Source organism: Paenibacillus solani, from assembly GCF_001277345.1.
GTDB classification, from domain to species: domain Bacteria; phylum Bacillota; class Bacilli; order Paenibacillales; family Paenibacillaceae; genus Paenibacillus_AQ; species Paenibacillus_AQ solani.
This window is the reverse complement of the sequence record NZ_LIUT01000003.1, coordinates 168,076-194,671: the sequence shown is the minus strand read 5'-3', so window position 1 is coordinate 194,671 and position 26,596 is coordinate 168,076. Positions and strand designations below refer to the sequence as shown.

At 46.6% G+C, this 26,596-nt stretch carries 29 protein-coding genes and 1 pseudogene; 16 read left to right on the top strand and 14 right to left on the bottom strand.

All coding sequences use genetic code 11. The annotated features are described in order from the left end of the window. Positions 1 to 216 precede the first annotated feature (216 nt). Positions 217 to 2,013 carry a S9 family peptidase gene (locus AM231_RS18190; protein ID WP_054403927.1) on the top strand — a complete coding sequence of 599 codons (1,797 nt, stop codon included), beginning with the start codon at positions 217 to 219 and terminating at the stop codon, positions 2,011 to 2,013. Between the two features lie 76 nt (positions 2,014 to 2,089). On the opposite strand, the gene AM231_RS18185 is transcribed toward AM231_RS18190, so the two are convergent. Then, the gene (locus AM231_RS18185; RefSeq protein ID WP_053491903.1) at positions 2,090 to 3,064 is read right to left on the bottom strand and encodes a cation diffusion facilitator family transporter; all 975 of its coding nucleotides are present in this window, start codon (positions 3,062 to 3,064) and stop codon (positions 2,090 to 2,092) included. Positions 3,065 to 3,381: 317 nt separating this feature from the next. Between AM231_RS18185 and AM231_RS28360 the strand changes: the two genes are divergently transcribed. After that, complete coding sequence (locus AM231_RS28360) at positions 3,382 to 3,555, top strand: GapA-binding peptide SR1P (protein WP_082341745.1); 174 nt, start codon at positions 3,382 to 3,384, stop codon at positions 3,553 to 3,555. A gap of 180 nt (positions 3,556 to 3,735) precedes the next feature. On the opposite strand, the gene AM231_RS18180 is transcribed toward AM231_RS28360, so the two are convergent. Next, a complete protein-coding gene (locus AM231_RS18180) occupies positions 3,736 to 4,239 on the bottom strand; it encodes a hypothetical protein (RefSeq protein WP_053491904.1) in 504 nt (167 codons plus the stop codon). Between the two features lie 240 nt (positions 4,240 to 4,479). Continuing rightward, on the bottom strand, positions 4,480 to 5,337 hold the full coding sequence (locus AM231_RS18175) for a DegV family protein (protein ID WP_054403926.1): 858 nt from the start codon (positions 5,335 to 5,337) through the stop codon (positions 4,480 to 4,482). A 173-nt stretch (positions 5,338 to 5,510) separates the two neighbouring features. Here AM231_RS18175 and AM231_RS18170 point away from each other — a divergent pair, with 173 nt between their 5' ends. Then, positions 5,511 to 6,197, top strand: a complete 687-nt coding sequence (locus AM231_RS18170) for a hypothetical protein (protein ID WP_054403925.1) — start codon at positions 5,511 to 5,513, stop codon at positions 6,195 to 6,197. A gap of 93 nt (positions 6,198 to 6,290) precedes the next feature. On the opposite strand, the gene AM231_RS18165 is transcribed toward AM231_RS18170, so the two are convergent. Continuing rightward, positions 6,291 to 7,202: a hypothetical protein gene (locus AM231_RS18165; protein WP_054403924.1), complete on the bottom strand. Its 912-nt coding sequence runs from the start codon at positions 7,200 to 7,202 to the stop codon at positions 6,291 to 6,293. A 211-nt stretch (positions 7,203 to 7,413) separates the two neighbouring features. On the opposite strand from AM231_RS18165, the gene AM231_RS18160 reads away from it, so the two are divergent. Then, positions 7,414 to 8,268 (top strand): MBL fold metallo-hydrolase, encoded by an 855-nt coding sequence (locus AM231_RS18160; protein WP_054403923.1) that lies wholly within the window; start codon positions 7,414 to 7,416, stop codon positions 8,266 to 8,268. A gap of 108 nt (positions 8,269 to 8,376) precedes the next feature. Next, entirely contained in the window at positions 8,377 to 8,982 is a 606-nt protein-coding gene (locus AM231_RS18155; RefSeq protein WP_054403922.1) for a YitT family protein, read from the top strand. 61 nt (positions 8,983 to 9,043) lie between these two features. Here the strand turns inward: AM231_RS18155 and AM231_RS18150 are convergent, their stop codons facing one another. The 3 genes from AM231_RS18150 to AM231_RS18140 form a co-directional block, all read right to left on the bottom strand. Beyond that, positions 9,044 to 9,712 carry a bifunctional 2-keto-4-hydroxyglutarate aldolase/2-keto-3-deoxy-6-phosphogluconate aldolase gene (locus AM231_RS18150; RefSeq protein WP_054403921.1) on the bottom strand — a complete coding sequence of 223 codons (669 nt, stop codon included), beginning with the start codon at positions 9,710 to 9,712 and terminating at the stop codon, positions 9,044 to 9,046. A gap of 54 nt (positions 9,713 to 9,766) precedes the next feature. Beyond that, a complete protein-coding gene (locus tag AM231_RS18145; protein ID WP_054403920.1) occupies positions 9,767 to 10,729 on the bottom strand; it encodes a sugar kinase in 963 nt (320 codons plus the stop codon). A 152-nt stretch (positions 10,730 to 10,881) separates the two neighbouring features. Beyond that, the gene (locus AM231_RS18140; protein ID WP_053491912.1) at positions 10,882 to 11,088 is read right to left on the bottom strand and encodes a DUF1657 domain-containing protein; all 207 of its coding nucleotides are present in this window, start codon (positions 11,086 to 11,088) and stop codon (positions 10,882 to 10,884) included. A 161-nt stretch (positions 11,089 to 11,249) separates the two neighbouring features. Between AM231_RS18140 and AM231_RS18135 the strand changes: the two genes are divergently transcribed. After that, complete coding sequence (locus AM231_RS18135; RefSeq protein WP_054403919.1) at positions 11,250 to 12,110, top strand: DUF421 domain-containing protein; 861 nt, start codon at positions 11,250 to 11,252, stop codon at positions 12,108 to 12,110. Between the two features lie 168 nt (positions 12,111 to 12,278). On the opposite strand, the gene AM231_RS30555 is transcribed toward AM231_RS18135, so the two are convergent. From AM231_RS30555 to AM231_RS18110, 6 genes are all read right to left on the bottom strand, one after another. Further along, positions 12,279 to 12,362, bottom strand: coding sequence for a putative holin-like toxin (locus AM231_RS30555; RefSeq protein WP_223260591.1), 84 nt, complete (start codon positions 12,360 to 12,362; stop codon positions 12,279 to 12,281). A 233-nt stretch (positions 12,363 to 12,595) separates the two neighbouring features. Next, the gene (locus tag AM231_RS18130; protein ID WP_054403918.1) at positions 12,596 to 13,699 is read right to left on the bottom strand and encodes a GerAB/ArcD/ProY family transporter; all 1,104 of its coding nucleotides are present in this window, start codon (positions 13,697 to 13,699) and stop codon (positions 12,596 to 12,598) included. A gap of 24 nt (positions 13,700 to 13,723) precedes the next feature. Continuing rightward, entirely contained in the window at positions 13,724 to 13,927 is a 204-nt protein-coding gene (locus AM231_RS18125; RefSeq protein ID WP_054403917.1) for a hypothetical protein, read from the bottom strand. Positions 13,928 to 13,938: 11 nt separating this feature from the next. Continuing rightward, complete coding sequence (locus tag AM231_RS18120) at positions 13,939 to 15,084, bottom strand: Ger(x)C family spore germination protein (protein WP_242615233.1); 1,146 nt, start codon at positions 15,082 to 15,084, stop codon at positions 13,939 to 13,941. A gap of 20 nt (positions 15,085 to 15,104) precedes the next feature. Continuing rightward, on the bottom strand, positions 15,105 to 16,568 hold the full coding sequence (locus AM231_RS18115; protein WP_054403915.1) for a spore germination protein: 1,464 nt from the start codon (positions 16,566 to 16,568) through the stop codon (positions 15,105 to 15,107). 198 nt (positions 16,569 to 16,766) lie between these two features. Continuing rightward, the gene (locus tag AM231_RS18110; RefSeq protein ID WP_054403914.1) at positions 16,767 to 17,294 is read right to left on the bottom strand and encodes a DUF2062 domain-containing protein; all 528 of its coding nucleotides are present in this window, start codon (positions 17,292 to 17,294) and stop codon (positions 16,767 to 16,769) included. 241 nt (positions 17,295 to 17,535) lie between these two features. On the opposite strand from AM231_RS18110, the gene AM231_RS18105 reads away from it, so the two are divergent. Genes AM231_RS18105 through AM231_RS18095 form a run of 3 tightly spaced genes read left to right on the top strand, consistent with a single transcriptional unit; the run spans position 17,536 to position 19,141 of the window. Beyond that, complete coding sequence (locus AM231_RS18105; RefSeq protein WP_053491919.1) at positions 17,536 to 17,886, top strand: PadR family transcriptional regulator; 351 nt, start codon at positions 17,536 to 17,538, stop codon at positions 17,884 to 17,886. 2 nt (positions 17,887 to 17,888) lie between these two features. Continuing rightward, positions 17,889 to 18,572, top strand: a complete 684-nt coding sequence (locus tag AM231_RS18100) for a permease prefix domain 1-containing protein (protein ID WP_054403913.1) — start codon at positions 17,889 to 17,891, stop codon at positions 18,570 to 18,572. Beyond that, a complete protein-coding gene (locus tag AM231_RS18095) occupies positions 18,569 to 19,141 on the top strand; it encodes a DUF4825 domain-containing protein (RefSeq protein WP_054403912.1) in 573 nt (190 codons plus the stop codon). The genes AM231_RS18100 and AM231_RS18095 overlap by 4 nt, the downstream gene beginning before the upstream one ends. Positions 19,142 to 19,340: 199 nt before the next feature. On the opposite strand, the gene AM231_RS18090 is transcribed toward AM231_RS18095, so the two are convergent. Continuing rightward, positions 19,341 to 20,369: a LacI family DNA-binding transcriptional regulator gene (locus tag AM231_RS18090; protein WP_054403911.1), complete on the bottom strand. Its 1,029-nt coding sequence runs from the start codon at positions 20,367 to 20,369 to the stop codon at positions 19,341 to 19,343. Between the two features lie 323 nt (positions 20,370 to 20,692). Between AM231_RS18090 and AM231_RS18085 the strand changes: the two genes are divergently transcribed. The 7 genes and pseudogenes from AM231_RS18085 to AM231_RS18060 all read left to right on the top strand — a co-directional run bounded on the left by AM231_RS18085 (position 20,693) and on the right by AM231_RS18060 (position 26,552). After that, positions 20,693 to 21,742 (top strand): 2,3-butanediol dehydrogenase, encoded by a 1,050-nt coding sequence (locus AM231_RS18085; RefSeq protein ID WP_054403910.1) that lies wholly within the window; start codon positions 20,693 to 20,695, stop codon positions 21,740 to 21,742. Between the two features lie 119 nt (positions 21,743 to 21,861). Further along, positions 21,862 to 22,008, top strand: a pseudogene (locus AM231_RS30550) (transposase); the annotation flags it as partial. A 105-nt stretch (positions 22,009 to 22,113) separates the two neighbouring features. Further along, a complete protein-coding gene (locus AM231_RS30050; RefSeq protein WP_242615232.1) occupies positions 22,114 to 22,320 on the top strand; it encodes a hypothetical protein in 207 nt (68 codons plus the stop codon). 410 nt (positions 22,321 to 22,730) lie between these two features. Then, complete coding sequence (locus AM231_RS30545) at positions 22,731 to 23,045, top strand: transposase (RefSeq protein WP_082341743.1); 315 nt, start codon at positions 22,731 to 22,733, stop codon at positions 23,043 to 23,045. Between the two features lie 264 nt (positions 23,046 to 23,309). Further along, positions 23,310 to 24,068, top strand: a complete 759-nt coding sequence (locus AM231_RS18070; RefSeq protein ID WP_054403907.1) for an ABC transporter ATP-binding protein — start codon at positions 23,310 to 23,312, stop codon at positions 24,066 to 24,068. Continuing rightward, entirely contained in the window at positions 24,065 to 24,529 is a 465-nt protein-coding gene (locus tag AM231_RS30045; protein ID WP_054403906.1) for an ABC transporter permease, read from the top strand. The genes AM231_RS18070 and AM231_RS30045 overlap by 4 nt, the downstream gene beginning before the upstream one ends. Then, positions 24,471 to 26,552, top strand: a complete 2,082-nt coding sequence (locus tag AM231_RS18060; RefSeq protein ID WP_242615231.1) for an FtsX-like permease family protein — start codon at positions 24,471 to 24,473, stop codon at positions 26,550 to 26,552. The genes AM231_RS30045 and AM231_RS18060 overlap by 59 nt, the downstream gene beginning before the upstream one ends. The last annotated feature ends 44 nt before the right edge of the window (positions 26,553 to 26,596 follow it).

The following is a 26,596-nucleotide window of genomic DNA, read 5'->3' as shown; positions in this document are numbered from 1 at the left end:
CAGATATGCGGGCTGCATAAGGGAATCGGAGAAATGATGTAATAATGAACATTATCTTGATCTTCTCGGTCGGGAGACGTAGTGTCTTCTACGTCCGGATAACGATGCCGAGCAGGTGGATTTTGGGTTATAATGGGATTGGAATCCGGCGAGTTTCCTAATTAAATGCATTTATTAACCGTTGGATTATTCGATAAATACCAGGGAGGCAGAACAATGATTGATTTTCCTAAACCGGATGTAGAGCAATTTTTTCAAACGTATGCCATTCGTACATTTGGCATCAGCGCCGATGAATCACGCCTCGTATTCAGCAGCAGCCTGAACGGTAAGTTTAATTTATGGGCCATGGATCTAGAAGGAGAGAGCCCCTATCCTTATCCCCTTACATACAACGATCAGATCGCGAGCTTCATTAAGCTGGACCCGGAAGGGCGGCATATCTTAACGGCGTTCGACCGTGATGGAAACGAGAATTATCAATTTCATGCGCTGCGCTGGAACGGCGGAGAGCCTATGCCACTGTTTAACGGAGCTGATCCGAATGATAAGCATTACTTCGTTCACCTGTCGGAGGACGGTAAACGTATGTACTATGTCACATCCAAAGACAATCCGTCCTTCTTGAATTCGCATGTATATCATCTGGATACACAAGAGGATCAACTGCTCCTTGAAGGCAAGGAGACGTCGACTGAATTATGTGCCGTAAGCCCGGATGAGAAGACGATCGCGTATACCAAAATGTACGCAAACACCTATTATGTAAGCTATGTGAAGCGTGAAGGCGAGGAAGCGGTGTGCTTGACGCCTTCGCCTGAACAGGTGCATATTTCGGGAAATGTGCTGTTTACCGGCAACGATCAGGTCATTTTCGCTACGGATTATGAATCGGAATTTTCCTATGTAGCACGCTATGACATCACGCAGCAGAAGTTTGAGCCTCTGTGCCGCATCGATCGGGAGAGCGTTCAGGTCATGCGCTATCATAAGGATTCCCGGACTCTCTACATCGTCACGGAAAGAGGAGTGGAGGATCGATTGTATGCCTATTCGCTCGACAGTGGTCAATTAACCGCCATTCCTCTTCCGTCGGACATTGTGGAACAGCTGAATGTCACGAAGTCCGGTAATCTGTACCTGCTCGCCCGAGGTGCGGTGAAGCCGCTTAACATTTACCGTTACGCAGGCGGCTCATGGAGTATGATCACGAAGAATGTGCTGACAGGGTTGACCGATGAGGACATGGTGACGCCGGATGTCGTGACATATCCATCTTTTGACGGGATGGAGATCGAGGCACTTCTGTTCCGCGCCAAAGACAACGTGGCAAACGGTTATACCGTGTTCTGGCCGCATGGGGGCCCGCAAGCCTCGGAGCGCAAGCAGTTCCGCTCCATGTTCCAATATATCCTTGCAAAAGGATATCACATCTTCTGTCCGAACTTCCGGGGAAGCACCGGTTATGGCAGTTCTTTCGTAAAATTGGTGGAGCAGGATTGGGGCGAGGGACCGCGCAAGGACTGCTTGGCAGGCATGGATTGGCTGTTTGAGCAAGGGATTTCGAGCCGTGAGAAGCTCTTCGTTATGGGCGGAAGCTACGGCGGTTATATGACCCTGCTGCTGGCTGGCCGAAATCCGGAGTATTTCAAAGCAGCGATTGACATCGTCGGCGTCAGCAATCTGTTTACCTTCTATAACTCGGTACCCGAGCATTGGAAGCCGATCATGGAGCGTTGGATCGGTGATCCCGAGCGTGATAAGGATCGCTTTATCAAAGATTCACCGATTACATACCTGGATAACATGGTGAACCCGATGCTCATTGTTCAAGGAGCTAATGATCCGCGTGTCGTCAAGGAAGAGTCGGACCAAATCGTCGAAGCGCTGCGGGCCAAGGGCCGGGATGTGGAATACCTGGTGTTTGAGGACGAAGGTCACGGAATTACCAAGAAGGCCAACGAAAAAATCGCCTACGCTCGAATGGATGAATTCCTGAAACGTAATCAATAAGCAAGACGCAAATCACTATAAAAAGAGAGGCATACCCGAGGTTCATTCGAACCTTAAGGTATGCCTCTTTGACTATCTATTTATCGATATCTTCGCTCGGATTCCAGAGCTTGATGCCATCATCCTCCAAGATACCCAGGGTCACATCCGAAATATTGGGATCCTGATTTAGCAGGGCGTTGATCCTCATCTTGGAATGGCCAGCCTCAGCCAGGGTCATTCCCTTCTTCAGTTCAATATAGGCCTCTACATGATAATTTCGGCCTTCCTGCAGAATTCGCAGGCGATTGATATCACGAACGTCCCGATCGCTTAGAATGAGCTGGGATATCTTCTCTTCCACTTCATTTGGAGCGGCTACTCCAATTAAGCCAACCATGTTATCGTAGCCTACCTTAAATGCCACGCCTACCATGAGACAGCCGATCAGGATGGTCGCAATTCCGTCCAGGATGAGGAAATGGAAGAAATGGGCGAACACAATAGCAATGAGAGCGAAGAGGGCACCCAGTGTTGCCACGATATCTTCATAGAACACCAGTCTTGTTGGCGGGGCAGCACGGCCTGCGTGCTTGAAAGCCGCTGGCAGCAGGGCAAGCCCGGATGCCTGAACGCGCGTTTCTTTCATAATCTCTTTCATGGCTTTGAACAGAATCGAGCCGTCGATGAGTACGGCGACAGCCAGCACAATGAAATTGAGCCAGAAGTTTGTGGCTTCCTCCGGATGCTTTAACAGCTTAAAGCCTTTAAGGATCGTCTCATAGGCCATAATGGTAACGACGATCACCGCCACCATACAGACCAGATTTATGACCCTACCGAAGCCGGTGGGAAACTTCTTGGTCGGCTTTCGCTCGGCGAGCACGCTGCCGACAAATACAAATCCCTGGTTCACGGCGTCTGCCACCGAATGCATGGCCGATGCGAACATGGTTCCGCTGCCGCTGACCGATGCGGCAATTCCCTTGATAACCGCTAATCCCGTGTTGCCAAGTGCCGCAATGGCAGAAGAGGTATTTCCTTTCTTAATGAGCTGCCATGTGTTCTTCAACCTAAACCCTCCATCAATAATGTCAAATGTCTATCATTTCCGAAGAATATTTTATCATGCAGTTCCAATTTAAGGATATACATTCTTCCGGGGCCAGATTATTCTTTCGTCAAATTTTCAATTTTTTGTTTGCATTAAACATGATGTACTCATAACTTCATTTGTAACCCAATATATTATGATTACAGTGGGAAATAAAGGGAGGCGTGAGCCAGCGGGTAAGTATTAATCTCAATTATGGTGGAGCGGGTTATTTGGCTAACGAGCAGGTGTAAATGGCCTTGCAGCAAGGTGAATAAGCGTAAGGAGGAAATATAATGAAAGCGTTAACAAGCCCGGAGGCAGCTAAAGACAAGACAAATGAGGAATGGGGCCTGATTATATGCTCCAGATGTGACGAGATGGTGGATACAATCCCAAGTGACGGCGTGAAGATTATTTATGGATACTGCGGGAAAGGAGAATGCAAAGGGGCGGAATCTCTTAATTAATGAATGACCATGGTGATCCTGCATTCATTAACTGTTTCAAAGTAATGAATCTTTTGCTGTCGCTGCGTCTTCACAATTCATAGCGTTGTAATGCGTAATTCATAACATAAAGGCAATCCGAAGGTTAGCTATTCCTCGGATTGCCTTTATGCATTGTTTAACGGTTTAACGAGACATCTCTTAACTATGTCTTCTTCGTCCCAGAATCAGCCATGCTCCGCCAAGTACTAGCATGACGGCAATGACAGGCTGTATGAATGACAGGTAGCTCATTACCGGTCCTATTGAGAATACAACGAAGAACAGCAGGGAGAGCACAGTCAGAATGTTAATTGGAATAAGCAGCCACTTGTTACGCGAACCGAACCAGTAGAACTCAAACAGTCCTGCGGCGGCCGCCAGAATAAAGCCGGGCCACATGGATCCCCAAGAGTCGAACAAGGTGGCGATTTGGCTGACAATACCGGCAGTGAGCAGGACGCCGCCTGGTATTAACAGTCCGATTCCCTTGCGTCCAACAAGTGAGAAATACATCCAGTGGAAAAATAATCCGAGTGGGATCACAAACATCGTGGGCCAGAATGTGGCAAAGATTGTGCCGGGTCCAACCGTTCCGCCTTGATTTAAGAGTAAGTAAGCGCCGAGCAGGATGAGCAGAGGTGCCAATATGGTACGTTTCATCATCAAACGTCGTTCCTTTCCTTATGTAAATGGATTAATCCAAGAATACCATGCATGAGCCGGAGTGTCCTCAGTCCATCGGGGAATGTTTAACCTAGACTTTAGTCTAGGAAGGTCATCCGATTGGCTTAGTGGGAGGGTGATGCGTTTATATAGTGCATAAGGAACTTGCAGACCATATTCGAAAAAAGACAATCCTGCTGAAGTGTTTACATTGCAGGACTGTCTTCGGATGAACAAACTTTAAGATGGCTTCTTGGTATACATGAGACCGACGGTTTGAGGACCACAGTGACTGCAAATGACACAACCAGCTGTCGAAATGCTAACCTGTTTAGCACCGGTTTTCTCTTGCAGCTGCTTCTGCAGGAAGCGGGCTTCCTCTTCTGCCATGGTATGTACAACAACGATCAGATCATTGTCCATGTTATCAACTTGCGCCAGCGCATTCTGTATCATTTGGTCGAGGGCCTTCTCCTTCTTGCCGCGAACCTTGTATGCAGGCGTCATACTGCCGTCCATGACTTTGATAACCGGACGGATTTTCAGCAGGCTGCCAATAATATTCTGCATGCCGGAGCAGCGCCCGCCTTTATACAAATAATCCAGCGTATCAACAACGAATTCGCATTCCACTTCATTCACGATACTGCTTAATAACTTCACGATCTGCGGTATCGACGAGCCTTCACGGGCCGCATGCACAGCCTTCATGACAAGCAGTCCGATACCCGAGGAAAGATTCCGCGAATCAAAGACCGTGACCCGGCCTTCAGGAAGTTCTCCCGCAGCTATCAGCGCATTTTGGTAAGTGGAAGAGAGCTCTGAGGAAATGCTTAGGAACAAAATATCTTCACCTTGCTCGATGGAGGGCGTGAAGGCGGCAATGAAGTCAGACGGTGAGGGAGCTGCTGTTTTGGGCAGACTGCCGGTCTGATCTACTTTGGCGTAGAGCTGCTCGGGAGTAATGTCGACTCCATCGCGTAAGGATTGTTCTCCAAATACGACATAAAGCGGAACAATGCCGATATTATATTCTTCTATCCACGAGGACGGCAAGTCGCAGGTGCTGTCAGCAAAAATTCTAATTGTACCAGGCATGAACATCTCCCTTTATCTACTAATTGAATCTGTAATACTAGAATACCTTGTTTGATCAGAAAAGGGAATCTATCATCATCGTTTTGCATGTGAATGTGGGGCGAATGCTCGAAAAAGTGTAAATATGCAACTTCAACAACAAGTTTTCCGTTTAGGATGATGGAGGTGGTTATATGGCAAAGTTAAAGCATCTGAGTAAAACAATTGTAGCAGTAACTACAGCGATGCTGTTCTTGGCGATCGCTGCATGCGGTGGCAAGCAAACTTCTCAGCCGCCTGTTGACCCCAATCCGATAGAGGATGGTTTCAAAGAGCCTGCTATATCGGAGGAGGAGCCAAAGGGGAAGATGAACCAGGGACAAGGTACTGATGCAGGAGAATCAGATAACCGTCATGCTCAGCTCCCTGCAACCAAGGATTTTGAGCTTGAGCTGGAAGGGATGAAAGAGACCAAAACAGCCAAACTCGCGGAAGGGGACGGCTATGCGCTGTATATTTTTGATATCTTTTCCTTTGACGCAGAAACCGGCAAGCTGACCATGAATGTTGATAAAGATTACTATGTGGAAATTACGAAGCTGCCTGCGGACTATGACAGCGATGAACTTCAGACACAAGCAGAGAAGGAACTTGAGGAGATTGGCAAAGTCCGTGCAGCTGAAGACAGTGAAAGGAGTCAGGCCATGCAGGATGCATCCGTGTATATGATAGGTGAAGGCGAAAGTCTAACCAAGATCTATATTGTTGATGAAATTGATGGGCAAGGTTATATTTTTCGCGTGAATAGCCCTCACCGCGAACCATCCGAAGGATTTGCGCCGCATGCCTTTACATCGCTGAGCTCAATTGTTAGTCTATAATGCTATCTAAACTATAATAGCCTCTGCTATTCCCGTAAGGCTGGAACAGCAGAGGCTATTATTCATGTGTTGTATGAAAGTACATCTAAACGTTTAGGGAGTCGTCTCCAGATATTGCTTGATGAAGTGCAAAGCATTGGCATTCCGTTTGGTATCTCCCCGAATCCCCGCGAACATTTCTTTTTTCAGTAAAGGCAGTTCTTCACTTAGCTTACTGTTCATAATATCGATGGCAAACACATGCTCTGAACCATCTTCCTCGTTCTTGCCCTTTAACAGCATCTCCGGCGTCAGCATATCCTTCAGCTCGCCTTCCACCTCTGGTTCGAGCGGCCGTACCATGCCTTGATTACCAACCCAATTAAAGGCATTCTGATCCATGATATACAGATCCGGGCGTTCGGTGGTCAACACTAACAGTGCCTTTTGCAGCATGACCGCATCCTGTGGATTGCTGGAATCCAGAGGAGGCACATAGTTCAGTGTAACCGTGACACGTTTCCATTCAGGAAATTGTGCCAAAATCGCGTCTTCGATCGGTTTAAGGTCTTGTCCTGCATCCTGATTCATATAAGAGCCGAGGAACATGACTTCCAGATCTACCGGAGGCAAACTGGCCAGACGTTCTTTCTCCGCTTGGTGATTGAAAATGCTGATTACGATATAAACAAGCAGGCCGACCAGAGCGATGCCGCCGAGCACATGAAATTTATAATAACGGAAGAAATGATCGGTTTTTTCCGCTGTCCCGGCAAATTTCTTGTATTTACCGTACCTTTTCTGATTCATCTCTTCTAAAGATTTACGATTCTCTTCTTCCAGGATGAACTTGTAGGCTTTGGTGGTTTCGGCAAATTCGGCTTCAATCTCCTCGGCCCGATCCGGTTCCCGCCTTTGATGAGAGCGGGTCTGGCGCATGAGCAGTGTATATCGGTCATCAAGCTGTTCCCTGGTTGCATCCTCAGGAAGACCTAGCCGCTCATAGGCTTCTTTCATTTGGTCCATTCATGTCACCTCTTCTATAACTGTGAGAGTTTCCTAATTACCAGTATATAGTGTAGAGGTGGTAGGTTACAACGTTATGAAGATGTTTCGCCACTGGTTTGCATGATTATGGGTATAGTATGCACAAGACGTAGGACCTTTAACAGCATTTCTCGCTCATGATAGCATGCTATAATCCGTTCATGAGCGAAGAGGAGGAGAAATAACAGAGATGAAGGAACAGAATAACAAGTTACGCGGTTCAGAAGAGTTGATTGAAGAAATCAATCGGACTTCTATTTCTGAAGGCATGGTGGCGGTATGGTTTCTAGGGCAGGAGAGTGTTGTGCTTAAAGGGGGAGATGCCATCATTTATATCGACCCTTATATGTCGGATGAGTTGGAGCGCAAAGCAGGAATCAAGCGGGCCTTTCCTGCACCGCTTACCCCTGAGCATATTACGAATGCAAACATGGTGTTGATTACCCATGAGCATGATGACCATATGGATCTTGCTACGATTTCGGTCATAGCCAAACAGAGTCCAGAGACTATGTTTATCGCCCCTGCATGCTGCCATGAAGCCATGCGTGGAGCAGGCGTGGCCGCAGAGCGTTTGTTGGCTGCTAGGTGTGATCAGTGGCAGGAGTTTGACGGTTTTCGGCTGATGGTCATTCCTGCGGCCCATGAAAATTTGGACGAGCATGAGGAGTTAGGACATCGATATGTCGGATATCTGGTGGATATTGGGGGCGTTTTGTTCTATCATGCGGGGGATACTGTTGTATATCCGGGCTTGATTGAGAGATTGCAAGCCTATTCGATTGATATCGGGATGCTGCCGATCAACGGGGGGGATGCATTCCGCCGGCGGGACGGGATTGTTGGCAATATGGGCTTCCGGGAGGCAGCCGAGCTCGCCGCAGCGTCGAACATCGACCTCACCATTCCAATGCACTATGATATCTTCCCTTGGAATGGAGAGAAGCCAGGGTACTTTGTGGATTATTGTTATGAGAATTATCCATACATGAAGACCAAGGTGATGGCGCGGACGGAACGCTTGATATATGTAAAAGCTCAATAAAGAGGAATACGCATCGCAGTTTTTTTAGAATGCGGGGCAATGAGTTTGCAATTTTTCGGATTGACAAGCATATGATTTAGACATGCTCTAATAAATGGAGATGGGGATATGTTGTCATTGCGAAAACATGTCATTATTGTGATCGGTAGCTTACTGATCTCGATAGGGACTAATTTCTTTCTTGTCCCGCATAAGATTTTGGATGGCGGAGTTATCGGTATAGCTTTAATTGCAAACTATGTGTTCGATCTACATATCGGATTTGTCATTGTTTTATGCGGGATCCCTATGTTTATAGCAGCCTGGGTCCTTAATCGCGAGATCTTCTATAACAGCCTCTCAGGTATGCTCATTTCTTCCTTTATGATTGATTTGCTCTCACCGCTACGCAGGGAGGCTGCACAAATCCTCGCCACCAATATTCTCTTTAGTGCTCCTATCGGAGGTGCGCTCATAGGAATCGGTCTTGGGTTCATGCTCAGAAACGATGCAAGTACGGGGGGGACTGATTTGTTAGCCCATTTTCTGGCGAAATATGTGCCATTGAATGTAGGGCTTATCATTTTGTTTATGGATGCCATGATCATTGGTGTTGGTGGTATCTTGCTGTCGGGCAGCACCTTCATGTATTCGCTTCTGACCATCTTTGCAGGCGGGGTGACTACAGGAATATGCACCCACAAGTATTCATCCCCCCGAAAAAAGATCCATTAGAAAGACCAACAAGCCTATCAAGAGAAGACTTGATAGGCTTGTTGGTCTGTTTCTCGCGGAATTATTTGCTTGCTTTAGCTCTTTCAAAGGCATGAATATAAGCGCGTGCCTTCTCTGTAATCAGATTGAAGTCGCCACTGCGGAGTGCGTCTTTGGTCAAATCGGATCCGATACCCACGGCAAATGCGCCAGCCTCTATCCATTCATGCAGGTTGTCCAAATTGACGCCTCCTGTAGGCATGATGTTGGCCTGCGGAAGCGGACCCTTAAGCGATGGGATGACCGATGGAGCGTACAGATTACCTGGGAAGAGCTTGATGACATCGACACCAAGTTCCAGGGAAGCTATAATATCATGCACGGTTACAGCACCTGGCATAACGGGAATGCGGTAGCGGTTGCAGAGCATAATGGTATCACGATCGAAACTGGGCGAGACGACAAACTCGGCACCGGCCAAAATGGCAATTCTGGCAGTTTCGGCATCGAGTACCGTACCGGCGCCGATGATGGCATAGTTGTCCGCTAGCGGATCTTCAGATGTGTACATTTTTGATAGGGTTGTCATGGCTTCGGTCGCAAACGGTACGGTCATGGTGACTTCGATTACTTTGATTCCGCCTTCAATCGCATGCTTCGCAATCTCGACCACTTGTTCGGGAGAATCTCCACGAAGTACGGCTACAACGCCTGCATGGTGAATCTGTTCGATCAGTCTCAATTTTTTCATGCGACACACTCCGTCTCTATGTAGTAGATAAAATGCCCCGTATACAAAGTATCGTCAGCGCTCGATATGAATCGAATTACCACGAAGCTGCTCAACCTCTTCCCATGTAGGAAGCGCCTCCCAATCACCAGGTGCTTGAATAACTAAAGCCCCGGTTAAGCCGCCAAGGGCCAGAGCCTCTTCCGGCGTCCACCCTTTGGCAATGCCTGCCAGGAACCCGGCACAGAAGCCGTCACCTGCTCCCACGGTATCCACAACGTGCTCAACCTGTTCAAAGGGCAGGGAGTAAATATGGTCCTGATGAACAATGACATTGCTGCCATTGAGGCTCTTGATAACAGATATGGCGGGCAGCCGCCGGAGGCGATCAATGATGATCTGCTCATCTTCTGTTTCGAACAGCAGCTTGCACTCATCATAACCGGGTAAAAAATAATCGCAGGATTCTGCAAGCTCCAGCAGCACAGGACGTGCTTCCTCGATGTTCCATAATTTAAGCCTGACATTAGGATCAAAACTGATCCGTACATTATTGGCTTTACATAATGAAATGACATGACGAATCGTTTCCAGACAGCTGCTGTTCAAGGCTGCAGTGATCCCCGTGAAGTGAAGGATATGTGCGCTGGCTATGTATTCAGGATCGATATGTTCCGGCTTAAACTGACTCGCGGCGGAGTCTTTGCGGTAGTAATAAACTGAGGATTGCCCGCGGACCTTTTGTCTTAGCATGAGGCCAGTGGGTCCTGTATCCGTTTGTCTGGCGCGGGAAATGTCAACCCCCTCGCCTCGAAGCGCTTTCAAAATACCGGTTCCGATCGGATCATTGCCGAGTTGACCAAACCATCCACTGCTGCAGCCGAGTCTGGCCAGGCCAATAGCGAGGTTGCTTTCAGCACCTCCGAAGGATTGTGCCATGCTTCCGCCCTGGCCGATACCCTTCGCTCCTTCGGGATATAATAAACCCATGGACTCCCCGAACGTAATGACGTCGATGGGACGCGTATCAATCATCATTGTGAGCTACCCCCTATATTCCATTTTCCACTACTAACACTTTACCTTGAGAGGCAGGATAACACAATCATTAATCATATAAAATAAATAGCCTCCTATCGGGAAGGATAGGAGGTAGGAAGACGCATATTTTCGATCACGCCTAACAGTAGTTAGAATCCTTTATACTGAGGCTCTTCTTGTTCGAGCTGCTGCACCCGCTGGGCTACTTGGTCTACGACTTGCTGTGTTTGTTGTGCAGCAGCAGTGAATAGATCTTTGGCATTTTGGTCTTGCGTAGACAATGCGAATTGTTCAAGGCTCGCCTGAGCGCTTTTCAGGGAAGAAAGACATGTTTTGACATCGGAAGCTACGGTCATTGTGTTTGATCACTCCTTTCATGCGTAATAATGTACGCAATATGCCTAGGAACCATGCATGGAGTAGATGCTGGGTAATAATGGAGTAATTTGTAAAGGGATATTGGATCATAATCTATAGTGTGAGTATTGAGATGAATATAAGTTAAGGGGGAGTGTGTGTGCCGCAATGGTTAGAAATTGTTCTTAGAACCTTGTGTGCGGTCGTTGTTTTGTTCTTCATGACTAAATTGCTTGGAAAACGCCAGGTGTCGCAGCTATCCTTTTTCGAATACTTGACAGGGATTACGATCGGTAGCTTGGTTGCTTATATATCCCTGGATCTTGAAGCGAATTGGTATTTAGGATTAATTGCGCTGGGGGTATGGGTAGCCTGTTCTTTGCTTATCGAGTATATACAGCTCAAGAACAAGAAAGCCAGAGACTTTATTGATTTTAAGGCGACTGTGCTCATTAAGGATGGAAAGATATTGGAAGATAATTTGAAGAAAGAGCGCTTGTCTTCCGATGAGTTAATGGAGCAGTTGAGGAAAAAGAATGTGTTTCAGGTTGCTGACGTAGAATTTGCCATCATGGAGTCCAGCGGTGAGATCAACATTTTGCAGACCCGAGAGAGTTTACCTCTGACTCCTAAGGATCTTGGCATTCAGGTTGCATCTGAGAAAGTAGCCCAAGTCGTCGTCATGGATGGCCAGGTGATGGATGAACCACTACGCGTGATGGGGTTCAATCAAGGATGGCTGATGGAAGAACTGGACAAGCAGGGGGCCAAGCTCTCTGATGTATATCTTGCGCAGGTAGATACCTACGGACAATTGACCATCGATTTGTATGATGATCAAATTCAGACACCTCAAAATGAGGAACGGAAGCTGCTATATGCAAATTTAAAGAAATGTCAGGCGGATTTGGAATTGTTCAGCCTTAGTACGAAGAGCAAGAAGGCGAAAGAAATGTACGAGCAGAGCTCCAAACAGATTGAGAAAATTTTGGCAACAGTCAAAACGATCCTTACTACGTAAGCGCATGTCCGAGTCATAAAACAATCGAATCTGGAATAGGATATGTTTGTGTATGACAAAAAGGAGTCGGTTGCCGCCGACTCCCCGCACAGCAGATGATCGCCTGCAAGGCGGATATTTGCTTGCAACCAGACGTAAGAAATAGATTCATCTGTATGAGGGACGGGTCTATTTCTTATTATGGAAGGCAAGGATCGAAACGACCAGAGTGGCGAACGATATCATTAAAGCCAAAGCTTCATTTACGCCCATGCCTATCACCTCCTGCTGCCACCCTTGCTAGCTGGTCTACTGTACTATATAATATGCCAATTGCTTACAATAAAAGAACCTTTTTTGGGAAGCGCTTACATAAAATGTTGATTATTTGTTAAGATTCTTAGTTATATTGATTAACAAACTGGGAGAGCGGTGACGCCGCTCTCCTGTCTTCGATTGGGAGGGGAAGTTCCAGGCGTCAGGATGATCCGGATTCACGCGGGCTTCTAACTTGAATTGGGTTGAGGTTTTCTTCTGCGCTTGCGTTTACGGAACATAGCGGCTATCCAATAGAAGATAGGGATAAACTCCATCAGGAGGAAGAACATGGCCATGCCGAAGGAATTGAAGCTTTCAAGGAATTGAATGGGGTCTTGTGCATATTGGTAGGCAAGAACGATAGCCGTTCCACCCAATATCACAATCAACGGTCCATCCATGTCTTTAAGCTTTAAAAGTGTCGCCAAGCATCTTACTCCTACTTGGATCAGGAAGGCGCTGTGCAGAAACAGTGAACTGCTCCATAGCCCGATGACAAGCGGATCAGAATTGCCGAGAATTCCACTGGCCGAGCGCATTAATTCAATAAGTGGATATTGCATTTCCCGTCCTAAATAGGGGCCGAAATTCAGTATAGCCGTCGCCCATTGGAATAATGAGGCTAATACTACCAGTATGCCCGCTGCAGCGAGGTTACGAAACGATCTCCGATCGAATTTGAGATAGGGTGCGAGAAAGAGAAAGACGATCCATTCAGCGAAGAAGGTAAGACAGAATAGGCTATCCTTGATTACCGAGTCGTAATTACGATGCCTGATGAAGGCGATCATCATTTCAGAATGAGCATCCTGGAAGAAAAATACATTTATTGCTACAATCGTAACGACGATGACGATAAACAGCCCGTCCGAAATATAGATCATTGTTTCCAATCCCCATCTTGCTGTAATGATAATTACAAAGCCGACAACAAGTATGACCATCCACTGCGGCGATTCTCGCATGTAATTGGTACTAAAGAATAAAGTGAAGCTTTCAATATCCATGGCTGCATAATTGATGGACCAGAATAGAATCAGAGCGACAATTGGGAAATGAATCCACTTGGTGACGAGCTTATCGCCAAAATCGACCCAAGGCCGCTGAGGATCCCAGAGTCCCAATCTTACTGTAAACCATAGAAAGAATAAACTCATCGCATAACCGCCCAGAATTGCAAGCCAACCTAAATAAGCCGAGTTGTGCAGGAGAGGGCTTACCAGAAAACCGGTAGGTATGGCGTTCAGGTAAATAAATCCGAAACGGAATAACTGCCAGGGCGTGTTGCGCATGATCGGTTCGTACATCCTTTCCGTTTAGAATTGATCCATCCAACCGAACAACAAGAGAATCAATTGGTTGGGGGTGATCCATCTATCGTTCACTACTGCAACGAAGTTCCATGCTGACAGTAAAATGATCAGGATGAGCATCGTCCATTTTTCGCGTGGTGCTCGTGTCTTTTTCTTCGCCATATACCATTCCACCAAAGAATATACGAGAAACAGAAGAGCGATCATGACATTCTCCTTTATTCCGGCTTCGTTCTCAAAATGGTTCCAAAGTTGCGGATTCTGATATCCGTAACCACTTCGATCTCAACTTCGTTCTTATAATATTCAGGCCAGTTAGCACGAACCTTTTCCCAGTGATCCGGGTAGTTCCAATCCACCAGCATACCTAATTGCACGACGTCTGCACCTACCCGCTGTGACGCATGCAGAGCCTTCCTCAAATCCTCAGCGACTTGATTGTTGAGCTCGCGTTCGATAATCTCCTTCACCTCTGGTGTATCGTATTGATTATGGTTTCGTTTGTACACTACATCTCCCGAACCGCTTAATTTAATTGTGAACACTGGGTGGCCCGAAACCATACGTACCGATCTGCTGGACTTGGTTGAAATTAAGTAAACGCTGGCCTTACCATTTTCATTCCATGAAACAGTATAAAGCGGAGTCTTAATTTCATTAACAGCCCAACTGATAGTAAGCGATTCCTTCAATGGGAGGGTGGTCCGCATTTTATGATTCTGGAAAAACGCCGTTCCTTGAACGCCCGTCCAAGGCTCCAGCTTTTCTTGCTCGGCTACCATTGGCTTCAAACCGGCTGTCAGATAGGTTAAAGCATAACCCTGATTACCTGATTCGGCGTAAAGGCAATCCCTCAGATTAGTTGGGATCATATTGTGTTGTTCTGCAATGCGGATAAGAACCTCTGAAGGCATCTGTTCATAGATTGGAGTCAGTTCTGCCACTTTCTTCGCGTCTCCCGGTGCGACCATGAGGTAAGTATTGAGGTTCGTGGTCGGTTCACGCTGAAGCCAATCCATCAGATCCTCCAAACCTGCTTCCGCGTAGCTTCTGCCAACGACAACAATTCGAGTGTGACTGAAATCAAATCGCCGGGTGAGATCTCGTTGGATCAGTTTCAGTGCATCTTGAACTGTAGATGCTTCTCTGGTAACCATGGCATAGGGGGCTCCGTTTCCGTGTCCGCCAGCCTGCTGTCCTGAGGTGAGCCTGTTTGGCAGAGGAGTGCTGATGGTAACTTCCGTGCTGCCCTCTTGCTTTCCCTTGTTCACATATAATGCAAATACAAAGGCCTGTTGGTTGATTTCAACCTTGGTTTGATTTTGGGAGCAGCCCATTAACGGCGAAAAAGTCAGTATAAACATGAGACAAATAAATAGAGACCTCATGATCGATCCCTTCTCCTTATATTGTTGTTGGAAGCATACGATTTAGGGCGGTTCTTCATACGCATGGAAGGTACTCGTATCAAGGTGTCTTTCCATTCGGACAGCACAAGAGGTGCGACCGGCTGCAAATAAGGCGTATTGAATGACTTAAGGGAAGCCACATGTCCATATACAAGGAAGGCGGCGGCAAATACTCCGATCAGGCCGAGTGTCCCTCCAAGAATAAGAATAGGAAAACGCAGCAGGCGGAACGTTAACCCAAGCTCGAAATGCGGAATGATGTAAGAAGCAATGCCCGTTATTGACACCACTATCACCATCGGGTTGGATACGATCCCGGCATCCACTGCGGCCTGACCAATGACAATAGCTCCGATAATGGATATAGTCTGGCCGACGGGCTTGGGGATTCGGGTTCCAGCTTCCCGAAGCCCCTCGAAGGTAAGCTCCATAATCAGCGCTTCCATCAATGCCGTGAATGGAATGTTTTCACGTGATGCCGTAATAGTGATGAGCAGGTCGGTCGGGATGATGGAAGGTTGAAATGTCGTTATTGCCACATACAGCGAAGGCAAGAGCAGTGATATGACGGCAAAAAGGAAACGAATCAATCGTATCCAGCTGGAAGAGAAGAAACTGTGATAGTAATCCTCGGATGACTGGAGCAGAGAGAACAGGGTAACGGGTACGAGCAGTGTGGAAGGCGTCCCATCCTGCATGATGCCAACTCTTCCTTCCAGAAGAGATGCAGCAACGGAATCTGGTCGTTCCGTGTACTGGAACTGCGGGAAAGGGGATACGACGGCTTCCTTCATCTGTTCGGATAAGGTGCTGACTCCAAAAGCCCCGTCAATTGATATGCTGCTCAATTTCTGGTCCAGCTGTGAAACGATCCCGGGTTTGCATAAACCGTCGATATATACCATGTATACGGTAGTTTTGGAATAGTCACCGATCTGATAACGAATGGTCTTAAGATCAGTGTGTTTAATTTTATGCCGGAGCAGGGACAAGTTTGTATTGATGTCTTCGATGAAGGCTTCTTGGGGGCCGTTAACGACTTGCTCATTCTGAGATTCGGAAACCGCCCTTTTTTGATACTGGACGATATCGAATAAATAACTTTCCGACAATGACTCTACAATCATGGCGGCATTCCCCGACACAATCATATTTGCAACGTAATCCGCAGAGGAAGAAAGCTCGAATGGTACCGACAGCATATCTCCGCGATCCAACCGATCAATGAAACTGTCAAAATGCTCCTCCACTGCTGCTGACTTTTTAATCAACGGACTGATGATGTTTTCCTGCAGCATGCGGTTGTCGACGATGGACTCTATGTAGATCATCGTGCATGCTGAGCCGTGGATGCGCAGCGCTTGATAGACGACATCCTCGCATTTTTCCAGTCGTTGTTTAACAAGGGCCAAGAGGTCGTATTGCATTTTCGGTTTCATTAAGGCTTCCCTCCCTTGCGGGTATGTAGTAGAGGTTAATCCTTTGTTAGGTTGCCATGGTCTTCGAAAGTTATACCGGGTTTTTCAAAGAAATTGATCAAAAGCTAACAATAAATTTCAAAGAAGGCCGGCAGTATACAGTGTGAATTTGCATAAAAAAACGCCACGGAGCGAAAGCTCCGGGCGTTTTCTCATTTGTTACGATTTTGATTTTCTTTTTCGAATGGATTGTTTAATTTTTTGAAGTAAGGGTCTGCGGTAAACGGTGAGTATGATACGCATCAGAATATAGAGAATGAGGGTAGACAGAACACTGTTTATGAGGGCCCCCACGAGAAAGTTAACGCCCATATCACCTAATCTGCCAAAATGACTAGTCTCAACCAAATAATCCGTCTCTGGGACAGGAACGGTAAACGCATCTTCGATTTTGAAAGATGCAGGAAAAGTAGTAAACAGGTGGACAAAAACCCCGATCCGATAGTTTAAATAAAACAGGACTGGCCACAGAACAGAACCGGTTGAAGCTGCCAAAAAGGAAGAAGGGACATTCCCCCTTACCATGCGAGCGAACAACGGGGCGAGCAGCAGGTCCATGCCGAAAGTTGGATACCAGCAAGGGAAAAAGCCAACGGCAAAGCCGAGCGCAATTCGGTGATCGCTATTGTGCATGCGGAGGGTTCGGAGAATATAGTATTTCAGTCGTCGTATATATTTATGAAGCAAAACCTTCTCCTCCTGCAAGTGCTTATACGCTGATTGAAGCGAGCGGATGTCATACGAAATATAGTAAGGATCCTATTTATAATAGGAAGAACTTTCAAAAATTATATAGTAGGAGCTTGTAACACGTCAATCTAATAAGTGAATACAGCCTGAAAATATAGCTATCTGTAATATTACTTTGACACGCATAGTAATATAAGATACATTATACCTAACCATTCTATATGAGGAGGTACAGGTATTGACTGAACCCATATATAACAGTGACTTGATCCGCGGACATGTCGATACCTTTATTTTGCGTGTGCTGGCGGATGGAGACAATTACGGTTATCACATTATTAAGGAAATTTCATTGCGGAGCGGGAATCGCTTTGAACTTAAAGAACCAACGCTGTATGCCAGTTTGAGAAGACTAGAGAAACAGGGCTTCATCCATTCCTATTGGGGAGAGGAAACCCAAGGGGGAAGGCGCAAATATTATAACCTCAGCCAAGAGGGCCATGTACGCTTACAGCAAAATCAGGAAGAGTGGAGAGCTGTCCGTGAAATTATCGATGTTCTGATCGGGACCGGGAAGGAGATGTCTTGACAATGTATAACAATAGTAATGATTTGGAAATCTTCGTCGAACGCCTCTTTGCAAACCAGCGTAAAACCAAGGAAGTCGTGGAGCTGAAGAATGAGGTTCTCAGTAATTTGGAAGCACGTGTTTCTGATTATTTGGAGAATGGCATGGAATATCAATCGGCCATAAGTCTGGCTATCCATAATATTGATAATATTGAGACTCTTATTGACGATAATCAAAAAGTTTACAGCTATCGACTCCGTTATGAGCTTGTTCAGAGCACGCTTATCTATTCTTTGCTAGCTTGGATATGTACGATTCCTTTCCGATTTGTGGCAAATGGTATATGGGCGAACATGCTATTCTTATGCATTGTCATCTTGAGTGGGGCCGCATATTTGTCAATGTCACGGCATTTGAAAAGATATGATAAACAGACAGCCATTATTAATGCAGGTAAATTGGCCAAATGGTGCAAATGGGCATGGTGGCTGTGGGGAGCTTTTATAGTGGTGATGTGGGCATATACGTTTATTATTCAGTTTGGCAGCGATGTATGGTTTGGCCGCGAGTTGCGGATTCATGGACCCTATTCGTTTTATATTTCTTTTGTTCCATACGCCTTACCGTTGACATCGATCATGATCCCGCAGCTTATCCATAGAGCTTCCAAGCTTACTACTCAACTTGAGGTGAAGGAATCATGAGCAGAAAGAACTGGCTTATCATAGTGCTGCTTCTAATAGGGATCGGAAGTATCGTTGCTGTGGAGGGATTTATCAAGCCCCGGGCACAGGAGCAGGCCATTCAATACGAAGCAGAGCAGGATGATCCGCTGACGCATGATATTCGTAAATCGCTTGAATTCGCCAGTACGTATATGGGAGATGCCTCAAACCTCATAAATTTGAACGCTTCGCTTCCCATGCGTGACATCGGGCGCACTTTTCAGCTGTATCCGGAACAATTGACGGCCGAGCTTCGATTCCAGGCCAGGGCGGGTGATCTTCAAGAAGAGAAGTTGAAGCAGCTGCTGGTGTATAATTCCACTGCGAATTTTGTGATGATTGATAATTTGCAGAAACTGATCCTTACCTTTGAAGACCAAGTCTTTACGATCCGGCGAGACGAGGTGGAGTCATGGTATGGCAGCAAGGTTTCTCTTGCTTCATTGCGGGATGCGGCGACATGGGAGAAGGAGGTCCAATCCCGTCTGGGTGATTCGAATTATGTGAGTGAATATGTAGGCAATCTGGTGAAGCGGGAGTTTCTTTAAAGAAGCATGCCTTGCTAAATTGTATTGATTTCAGCAGGGCCCATCGTGAGGTTCATTGCTTCTATGTGGGATTGCTTGCATCCCTGCTTCTAGACATTTGGTCATAAAAGATATACAGCCCACACTCGATCGAAAATAACGGCCAAAAAGCGCCTGAAACTCTGTGTTTCAAGCGCTTTTTATTATGAACCGTGAGCTGCTAATCGGTTATTGCGTTGCGTATCATGGATACGCTGGATTCCCGGACGATCAGCCGCGGTTCGAATTGCACGCGTTCATACTGACCCGCAATTCGCTCACGGAGCCGCTTGAGCAGCAGTTCCGTGGCCAGCCGGGCTACTTCATCCCCCATGATAGACACCGAGCTGATTTGAGGCGTCGTGACGGTGGTCCATACATTGTTGTCGATGCCGACGACCGCAACATCGTCGGGAACCCGAACTTTCAGTTCTTTGAAACGGTTGACGATACCAATAGCAACCATATCGTTCACTGCGTAAATCGCGTCAGGCATATGCTTCAAGCCATGGAAGTAATCTGCCGCGCGGACTCCTGTTTCAAATGAGAAATCCTCTCCGAAATAAACAAGCGACGGATCAACTTGCGTAAGCGATTGCTCGTATGCCCAGTATCGCTCTTCGATTTTATCTTTTGGTGCCCCGGCATATGCGATCCGGCTGCGTCCTATTTTCAGCAGATGCTCCATGACAAGCCTGCCCTCTTGGCGTGCAAGCCCTACAATATCGGCTCTATATTCTTCTCCCAATTGTTTTCCGTAATTGATGATAGATACAGGGAGACTCGATTTGTTGATCAGGTCGCCCAGTGTTTTGGGATAGGCAAGCGGCATGATAATTAAGCCATCGACGTGAAGTTTCTTAATATCCCTTACAACCTCAAGCTCGTTTCGCGCATTACCTGCTGTATTGATCTGAACGACCCGATAGCCGTGCTGTTTGGCAGTCTGTTCGACTGACCAGGCAATTTCCGGGATGATGGCATTACGGATATCAGGAACAGCCAAGGCGATTTGATTCGTTTGACGAACCTTCAGACTTTGAGCAGATGTATCCGGACTAAATCCGATTTCTTCGATCACCTGCATGATTCGTGCTTTCGTTGCTTGACTGATTCCTTTGCTATTGTTGATGGCGCGAGACACGGTTGCAATGCCAACTCCCGCTTTCTTGGCGACATCTTCAATCGTCACTTTTTTGGAGTTCACCATATAAAATCCTTTCTAATCCGGAAACGTTTCCTGTTATTGTTGTGGTGTAGATAAGGAATCGTACAATATCTATATTATAACATTAAGGGGATTCTTAAATCATGGGAACACATTGTTGAAAAACGAAATATGATTAGCAAAGAACAGGTAGATTGCATAGTTACTAAGAAAGAATTGAAAAATGCCAGTTCGGAGCTAAGCAGGATATATCGAATATTCTGCTCATTAGAGTTTGACAGATTGTCAGAAATGTGACATATTTGATTTCGGAAACGTTTCCTATTTCATTGTATTTTTTTCTAACATATAAGGAGATGAAGACGATGCAAGCATTACGCTGGCATGGAGTAAAGGATTTGCGTTTGGAGACGATCGCGGAGCCGCAAGCAACAAACGGAAAAGTGAAAATCAAGGTGGAATGGTGCGGAATTTGTGGCAGTGATCTCCATGAATACGTGGCAGGACCTATATTTATACCTGAGAATACCCCTCACACCCTTACTGGAGAACAGGCTCCAGTTGTTATGGGCCATGAATTCTCTGGCCAGGTTGTCGAGGTAGGCGAAGGCGTTACGAAATTCAAGGCAGGCGATCGTGTGGTTGTGGAGCCTGTCTTTGCATGCGGAAAATGTGAAGCATGCAGACAAGGAAAATATAACCTCTGCGACGAAATGGGCTTCTTGGGGCTTGCCGGTGGTGGTGGAGGATTCTCCGAATATGTAGCTGCTGATGAGCATATGGTTCATAAAATTCCGGATAGTATCTCCTATGAGCAGGGAGCGCTGGTAGAACCTTCCGCAGTCGCTTTATATGCTGTGCGTCAGAGCCAGCTGAAGGCTGGGGATCGTGCAGTCGTATTCGGAGCCGGACCGATCGGTCTGCTCGTTATTGAAGCCTTAAAGGCTGCTGGTGCTTCTGAGATTTACGCCGTGGAGTTGTCTGCGGAACGCAAACAGAAGGCTGAAGAATTGGGGGCCATCGTGATTGATCCGAAGGCTATTGATGTCGTGGAGGAACTTCACCGTCGTACAGGCAGCGGGGTAGATGTGGCATTTGAAGTGACAGGCGTTCCCCCTGTGCTGAATCAAGCGATCAATTCCACCAAGATCGGCGGGCAGATTATGATTGTCAGCATATTCGAAACTTCCGCTCCAATCGTACCGAATGATGTCGTAATGAAGGAACGCAATATTACCGGAATCATTGGATACCGCGATGTGTTCCCGGCTGTAATCAGCTTGATGGAAAAAGGGTTCTTCCCGGCGGATAAGCTGGTAACCCAGCGGATTCAACTGGATGAGGTTATTGACAGGGGCTTTGAGGCTCTCCTCAAAGAGAAGAACCAGGTGAAAATCCTGGTAAAAGCTCATTAATACTGCTGCTGCGACTGAGTAGGCAGCATAGGAGAGACCGCGTAAGGGAGTGTTGACAAAATCGAATTGAATAGGTTTTCTGAATGGCCGTGTAGAATTAGTATCTACACGGTCTTTTCATTGGAGGGAAATGTTATGATGGGTATAGATGGAAACAAACCAAATCAACTGATGTAGAACAAGACATCATTGTAAATCTAGCTTACCGATGGTTTCTGGGTTTAGACCTAGGCGAAACTGTTCCTGACCACTCGACATTAAGTCAGAACCGTCGCAGAAGATTTAAGGACAGCGAGGTATTCCAGGAGATCTTCAATCACATTGTTTCAGATTGCATCAGCAAAGGTATTGTAACGGGAGAAGTTATAGTGGTGGACTCCACTCATATCAAGGCGAACGCTTCGATTGGAAATTCGGAGAAAGTCGTAGTTGAGAAGAAACCCTCCGAATATTTCCGGGATTTAGAGCAAGAAGCTCATCGGATTGAATCCGAACTAAATCCGGACCCTAATAAGAAAAAACGCGGAAAAAGCCGAAAGAAAAATGCCCGAAAAGGAAGTAACGCAAAGCAAATCTGACCCGGAAGCAGGACTATTAAGCAGGCCCAATAAGCCTAAAGGTTTTCATTACCTAGCGCATACCACGATTGACACGAAACATGGAATCATCACAGACATCCATGTTACTCCTGCAAACGTAAATGACCACGAGCCATTTTTACCGCACGGTTAAAGAAGCAAAAGGAAAGGTTTCATTTACAAATCCAAAAGGTTGGAGCCGACAAAGGCTACGATCGTTCCCCCGTACATCATGCGCTCGAAAAACTTGAGATCGAGGGATACATAGCACCCAAAGATCCGGACGACAATCACTTGCAAAAAACAGGCCTTACCTATGACAAGACAAACGATACCTATAGGTGCAAGGAAGGAAAAACCCTTCGATTTACTCACATTAACTTTCATACGGATAACAAGCTTACACAAAGATGTATGCTTCAGAAAGCAAGGATTGTAAGCAATGTGCGTTACGTACCCGTTGTTTCGGAAAAACAGGAAATCGAAAGACCGTTCAACGCCCGTTATTTCAAGAAGCGAGGGAACGAAATGTTGCCCGTTCACGTTCCGACGAATATCGCGCTATTCAGAAAGCAAGACGCGTTTGGTGCGAGGGCAGTTTCGGAACGATGAAGAGGTGTCACAACTTAACTTATACATACAAGAAGGGCATTTGGAACGCCACCGAACATTGCCTTCTTTCTGCATTGGCTTTAAACATAAAACGAATGATAAAAGCGATATAACACATCGTGTTTGCCCACCCAACAAGTACTTTTAAAAATGAAAATGTAAAAAACAAAGTGGTCTAGAGGGATTTATTCCCTTTCGACCACTTTGTCAACACTCCCGTAATGCGGTCTTTTTGTTTTGCGTTTTTTTGCCAATAGGGTGATAGATGAGCCCAGTGCATTCCATGGATTCCACGAGATTACATATATAACCAAATCTGATATACTCATAGAGTATTTTGGCCTGGTCCAGAAAAATAAATCTAGTGGAGGGATTGGATGAATCAGAAGAGTTTGTTGTCTGTTCGCAATATCCACAAAACCTATGATGGAGACGGATTTAAAGTTCAAGCGTTAAAGGATGTGTCTTTTGGGCTTGCGGAAGGTGAATTGGTGGCCATCATGGGAACCAGCGGCTCCGGAAAAAGCACCCTGCTTAACATTATCAGTTCCCTGGATACGCCAAGCTCAGGTACCATCGAGTTAAAGGGAAAGGTCATGGACAACATCTTTGTGGAACCTCATGCAACCCACTACCGGCGTGAAAATATCGGTTTTGTATTTCAATCTTTTCATTTATTGAATGATTTAAGCGTAGAAGAAAACATGGCGATTCCCTTGATCTTGCAAGGGGCATCGGAGGCGGAGATTCAGCACAAAGTCCAGGACATGCTCACTCTGCTTGGACTTGCGAGCTGGAGGAAGAAACGGCCTGTTCAGCTGTCAGGGGGACAGCAGCAGCGGGTAGCCATCGGCCGGGCGCTGATTACGAATCCGCCGCTGCTGCTGGCAGACGAGCCTACCGGCAATCTGGATTACAATACCTCTAAGGAAATTCTTGAAGCTTTGGTGGAGATGAGAGGTGCCTTCAATCAAAGTATGATTATAGTAACGCATGATCCGAATGTAGCGGTTTATGCCGATCGGGTGTTATTTTTCCATGACGGTCAAATCGTGGATCAGTATGAGAGCAGCGGAGAGCGAAAGATGGATCCGATATTGAACATATTCAAGAAGATGATGGAGTTATCCGCATGATTCATTCATTGCGAGGCATAGCCCTTCGTATACTGGCCCGTAACAAGTCGATTCTGTCCTTTTCCGTGATTAGCATAAGTTTGGCCGTGTTTCTGATGATCACGATGTTTTCATTCATGGCGAATGCCAACCGTTCCATAGATCACGAAGTGAAGTTGCAGTATGGAGAAGCGGATATGTTGGTGGGATATAATAACGAGCTGGGCAATGAGCTATCAGACCAGTACCTGATGGATTTGATACAGTCCACGGGCGGGGTGCAGCAGGTCTCTTCGGTCATGCTGTCCCGGATGTACGCTAATGATCTCGCTGCGCCTGTAGCCGTTGCCGGTATTGAGAATGATGCGTTGTCGATGAGCCGATATCATTTCACAGCATATCCGGGATCGCGAGGAGTTGATTGTGAACGAATCGCTTGCAGAGGAGTTACAGCTGCGGGTGGGCAGTCGGATGAAGGTTGAAGGGAAAGCGTACACAGTCACGGAGATCATTGGCGATCCGGTTGCCGCTGCAGGCACCACATCGGATCTGCTGCTTATGAACCGGGAGGAAGTCCAGCAGATTAAGGCTGCAGGAGCCCAGCATGATGCGGTGTCAAGTTATGTGATGGTGCAGGCAGCGGATGATACCGACCTGCTGGTTCTGAGTGAGCAATTACAAGAGCTGGAGCCCGGGCTAACGATCGAGATTGCTACGCAGGGTTCAACCTTGAAAGCCTCTTTGTCTCTCTTGGGCAATTACATCCTGGTCATTTCGGTCCTGATTGTTATGGTCATCTCCCTGTTGATCATGTCCAATTTCGAAGGCATGCTGCATAAATACCGCTTCCAATTCGCAGTTCTCAGGTCTATGGGCGCGCAAACCGAACAGTTGTTTAAGATGGTGTTCATCCAATGCACGGTTACGAATGGGGTCGGTGTTCTGAGCGGTTTGCTGGTATCCCTACTAGGTTATGCTTACATTATCCCATGGGTATCCGGGCTGTTTCTGGTTCCGCTGACGGATATCCGTTTTGATGTTGGAGTTGCGACGATGGTAGCGGTGGCAAGCTTTATCATCCTGGAGTTATTTATGTTGATTCCTGCTTACAGAAGCACCAAGATACTGCCGCTTAAGATGCTGGAGATGAACCAGAATAACGATTTTAAAGGACGAAAGGGACGAAAAACATTAGGGAAAGTGCTGATGGCGGCCTGCCTGTTTTTCATCCTCTTTGGGATTGCCTTCTCGGGTACGCCGTTAGCTAACCCGGAGTTAAGCTTTTTAATAGGATTTCTATTGTTCGTATGGTCCGTGTTTACGATGGTTCCCGTCTACCTTCCCGGTGTGTTGGCTAAGGTGTCGCCTGTGTTGAAGCTGCTAGGGGGGCGAGTTTCTTATGTTGCTGTCAAAAATCTTGTGCCGCAGGTCAAGAAAAACACCTTCGTTATTCTGACGATCAGCCTTGCCATGATGATTGCCGTCATCGGCTCATCTCTTCTGAACACGATATACCATAACGATCGGAATTATATCAAGGAGCAGTATGCCGCGGATATTCGGGTTGTCGACCGGCTGGAGAGATCGTCATCGATTGACCCTGAGCAATTAAAGCAGCGGATATCGCAATTGGAAGGGATCGAGGAAGTAAGCACGGTCAGCCGGTTAAGTCCCGCCATAAAGGAGAATGGCGAAAGAGTCGATTATGTTTTGGCTGATTTGGATGAACTGGCCGCGCAGCGGCTGCTCCCGGATATTTCGAACGTGACGAATGCCGTCATCGTGTCTAAACGTTATGCTGAGGTACATGCGCTAAGCATCGGCGACCCGATTCGTTTATCGGTATATCAAGACGAGCATTCAGAGAACTTAAGGAATGCCGGAACATTGACGGTAGCGGCCATTACGGAGCCGATTCACTTCATAGACATGTATATCGATTGGTCGAATGCAGCCTTCCATACGAAGTCTACGGTTTTTGGTACAGCTTATATAACACCAGTGAACGAGATTGCGGCATTAAATCAGCTGGAAGGCATCAAGGGGCAGTTCCCAACGTTGGATATCAGCAGTTATGCCCAAGCTCTGGAGAATTCAAGCAATATGTACACGCGGGTATGGTCCTTTTTCCTAAGTGCTATCATTGTCATTATGCTAAGTGTTACCATCGGCGTATTTAATTCCCTGATTAACAACATCTATAATAAGCGTAAAGAATTTGCGGTATTACGAGTCATTTCCGTGGACAAAAAGGGTCTTGTTCAGATCATTTTAACGCAGGTGCTGCTGTACCTATGTATCGGAATGTTTGTAGGAGTCACGCTAGGGATTATTCTGTTATATGCTTGCAGATTGATTGACCCGCCACCAATCCATATAAATGCTCCATTCGTGGCCATTATTATGGGAATCATGCTTGCGCTGGCGCTTGCCGTATTTATTCCTTATGCAAGCAGCCTCGCGAATAAAAAGGTTGCGTCCGAGCTGAATCATAGCCACGTATAGCGGTTGTACCAGCAATTGGCTGGGAGTAGGTCACACAGGCAATT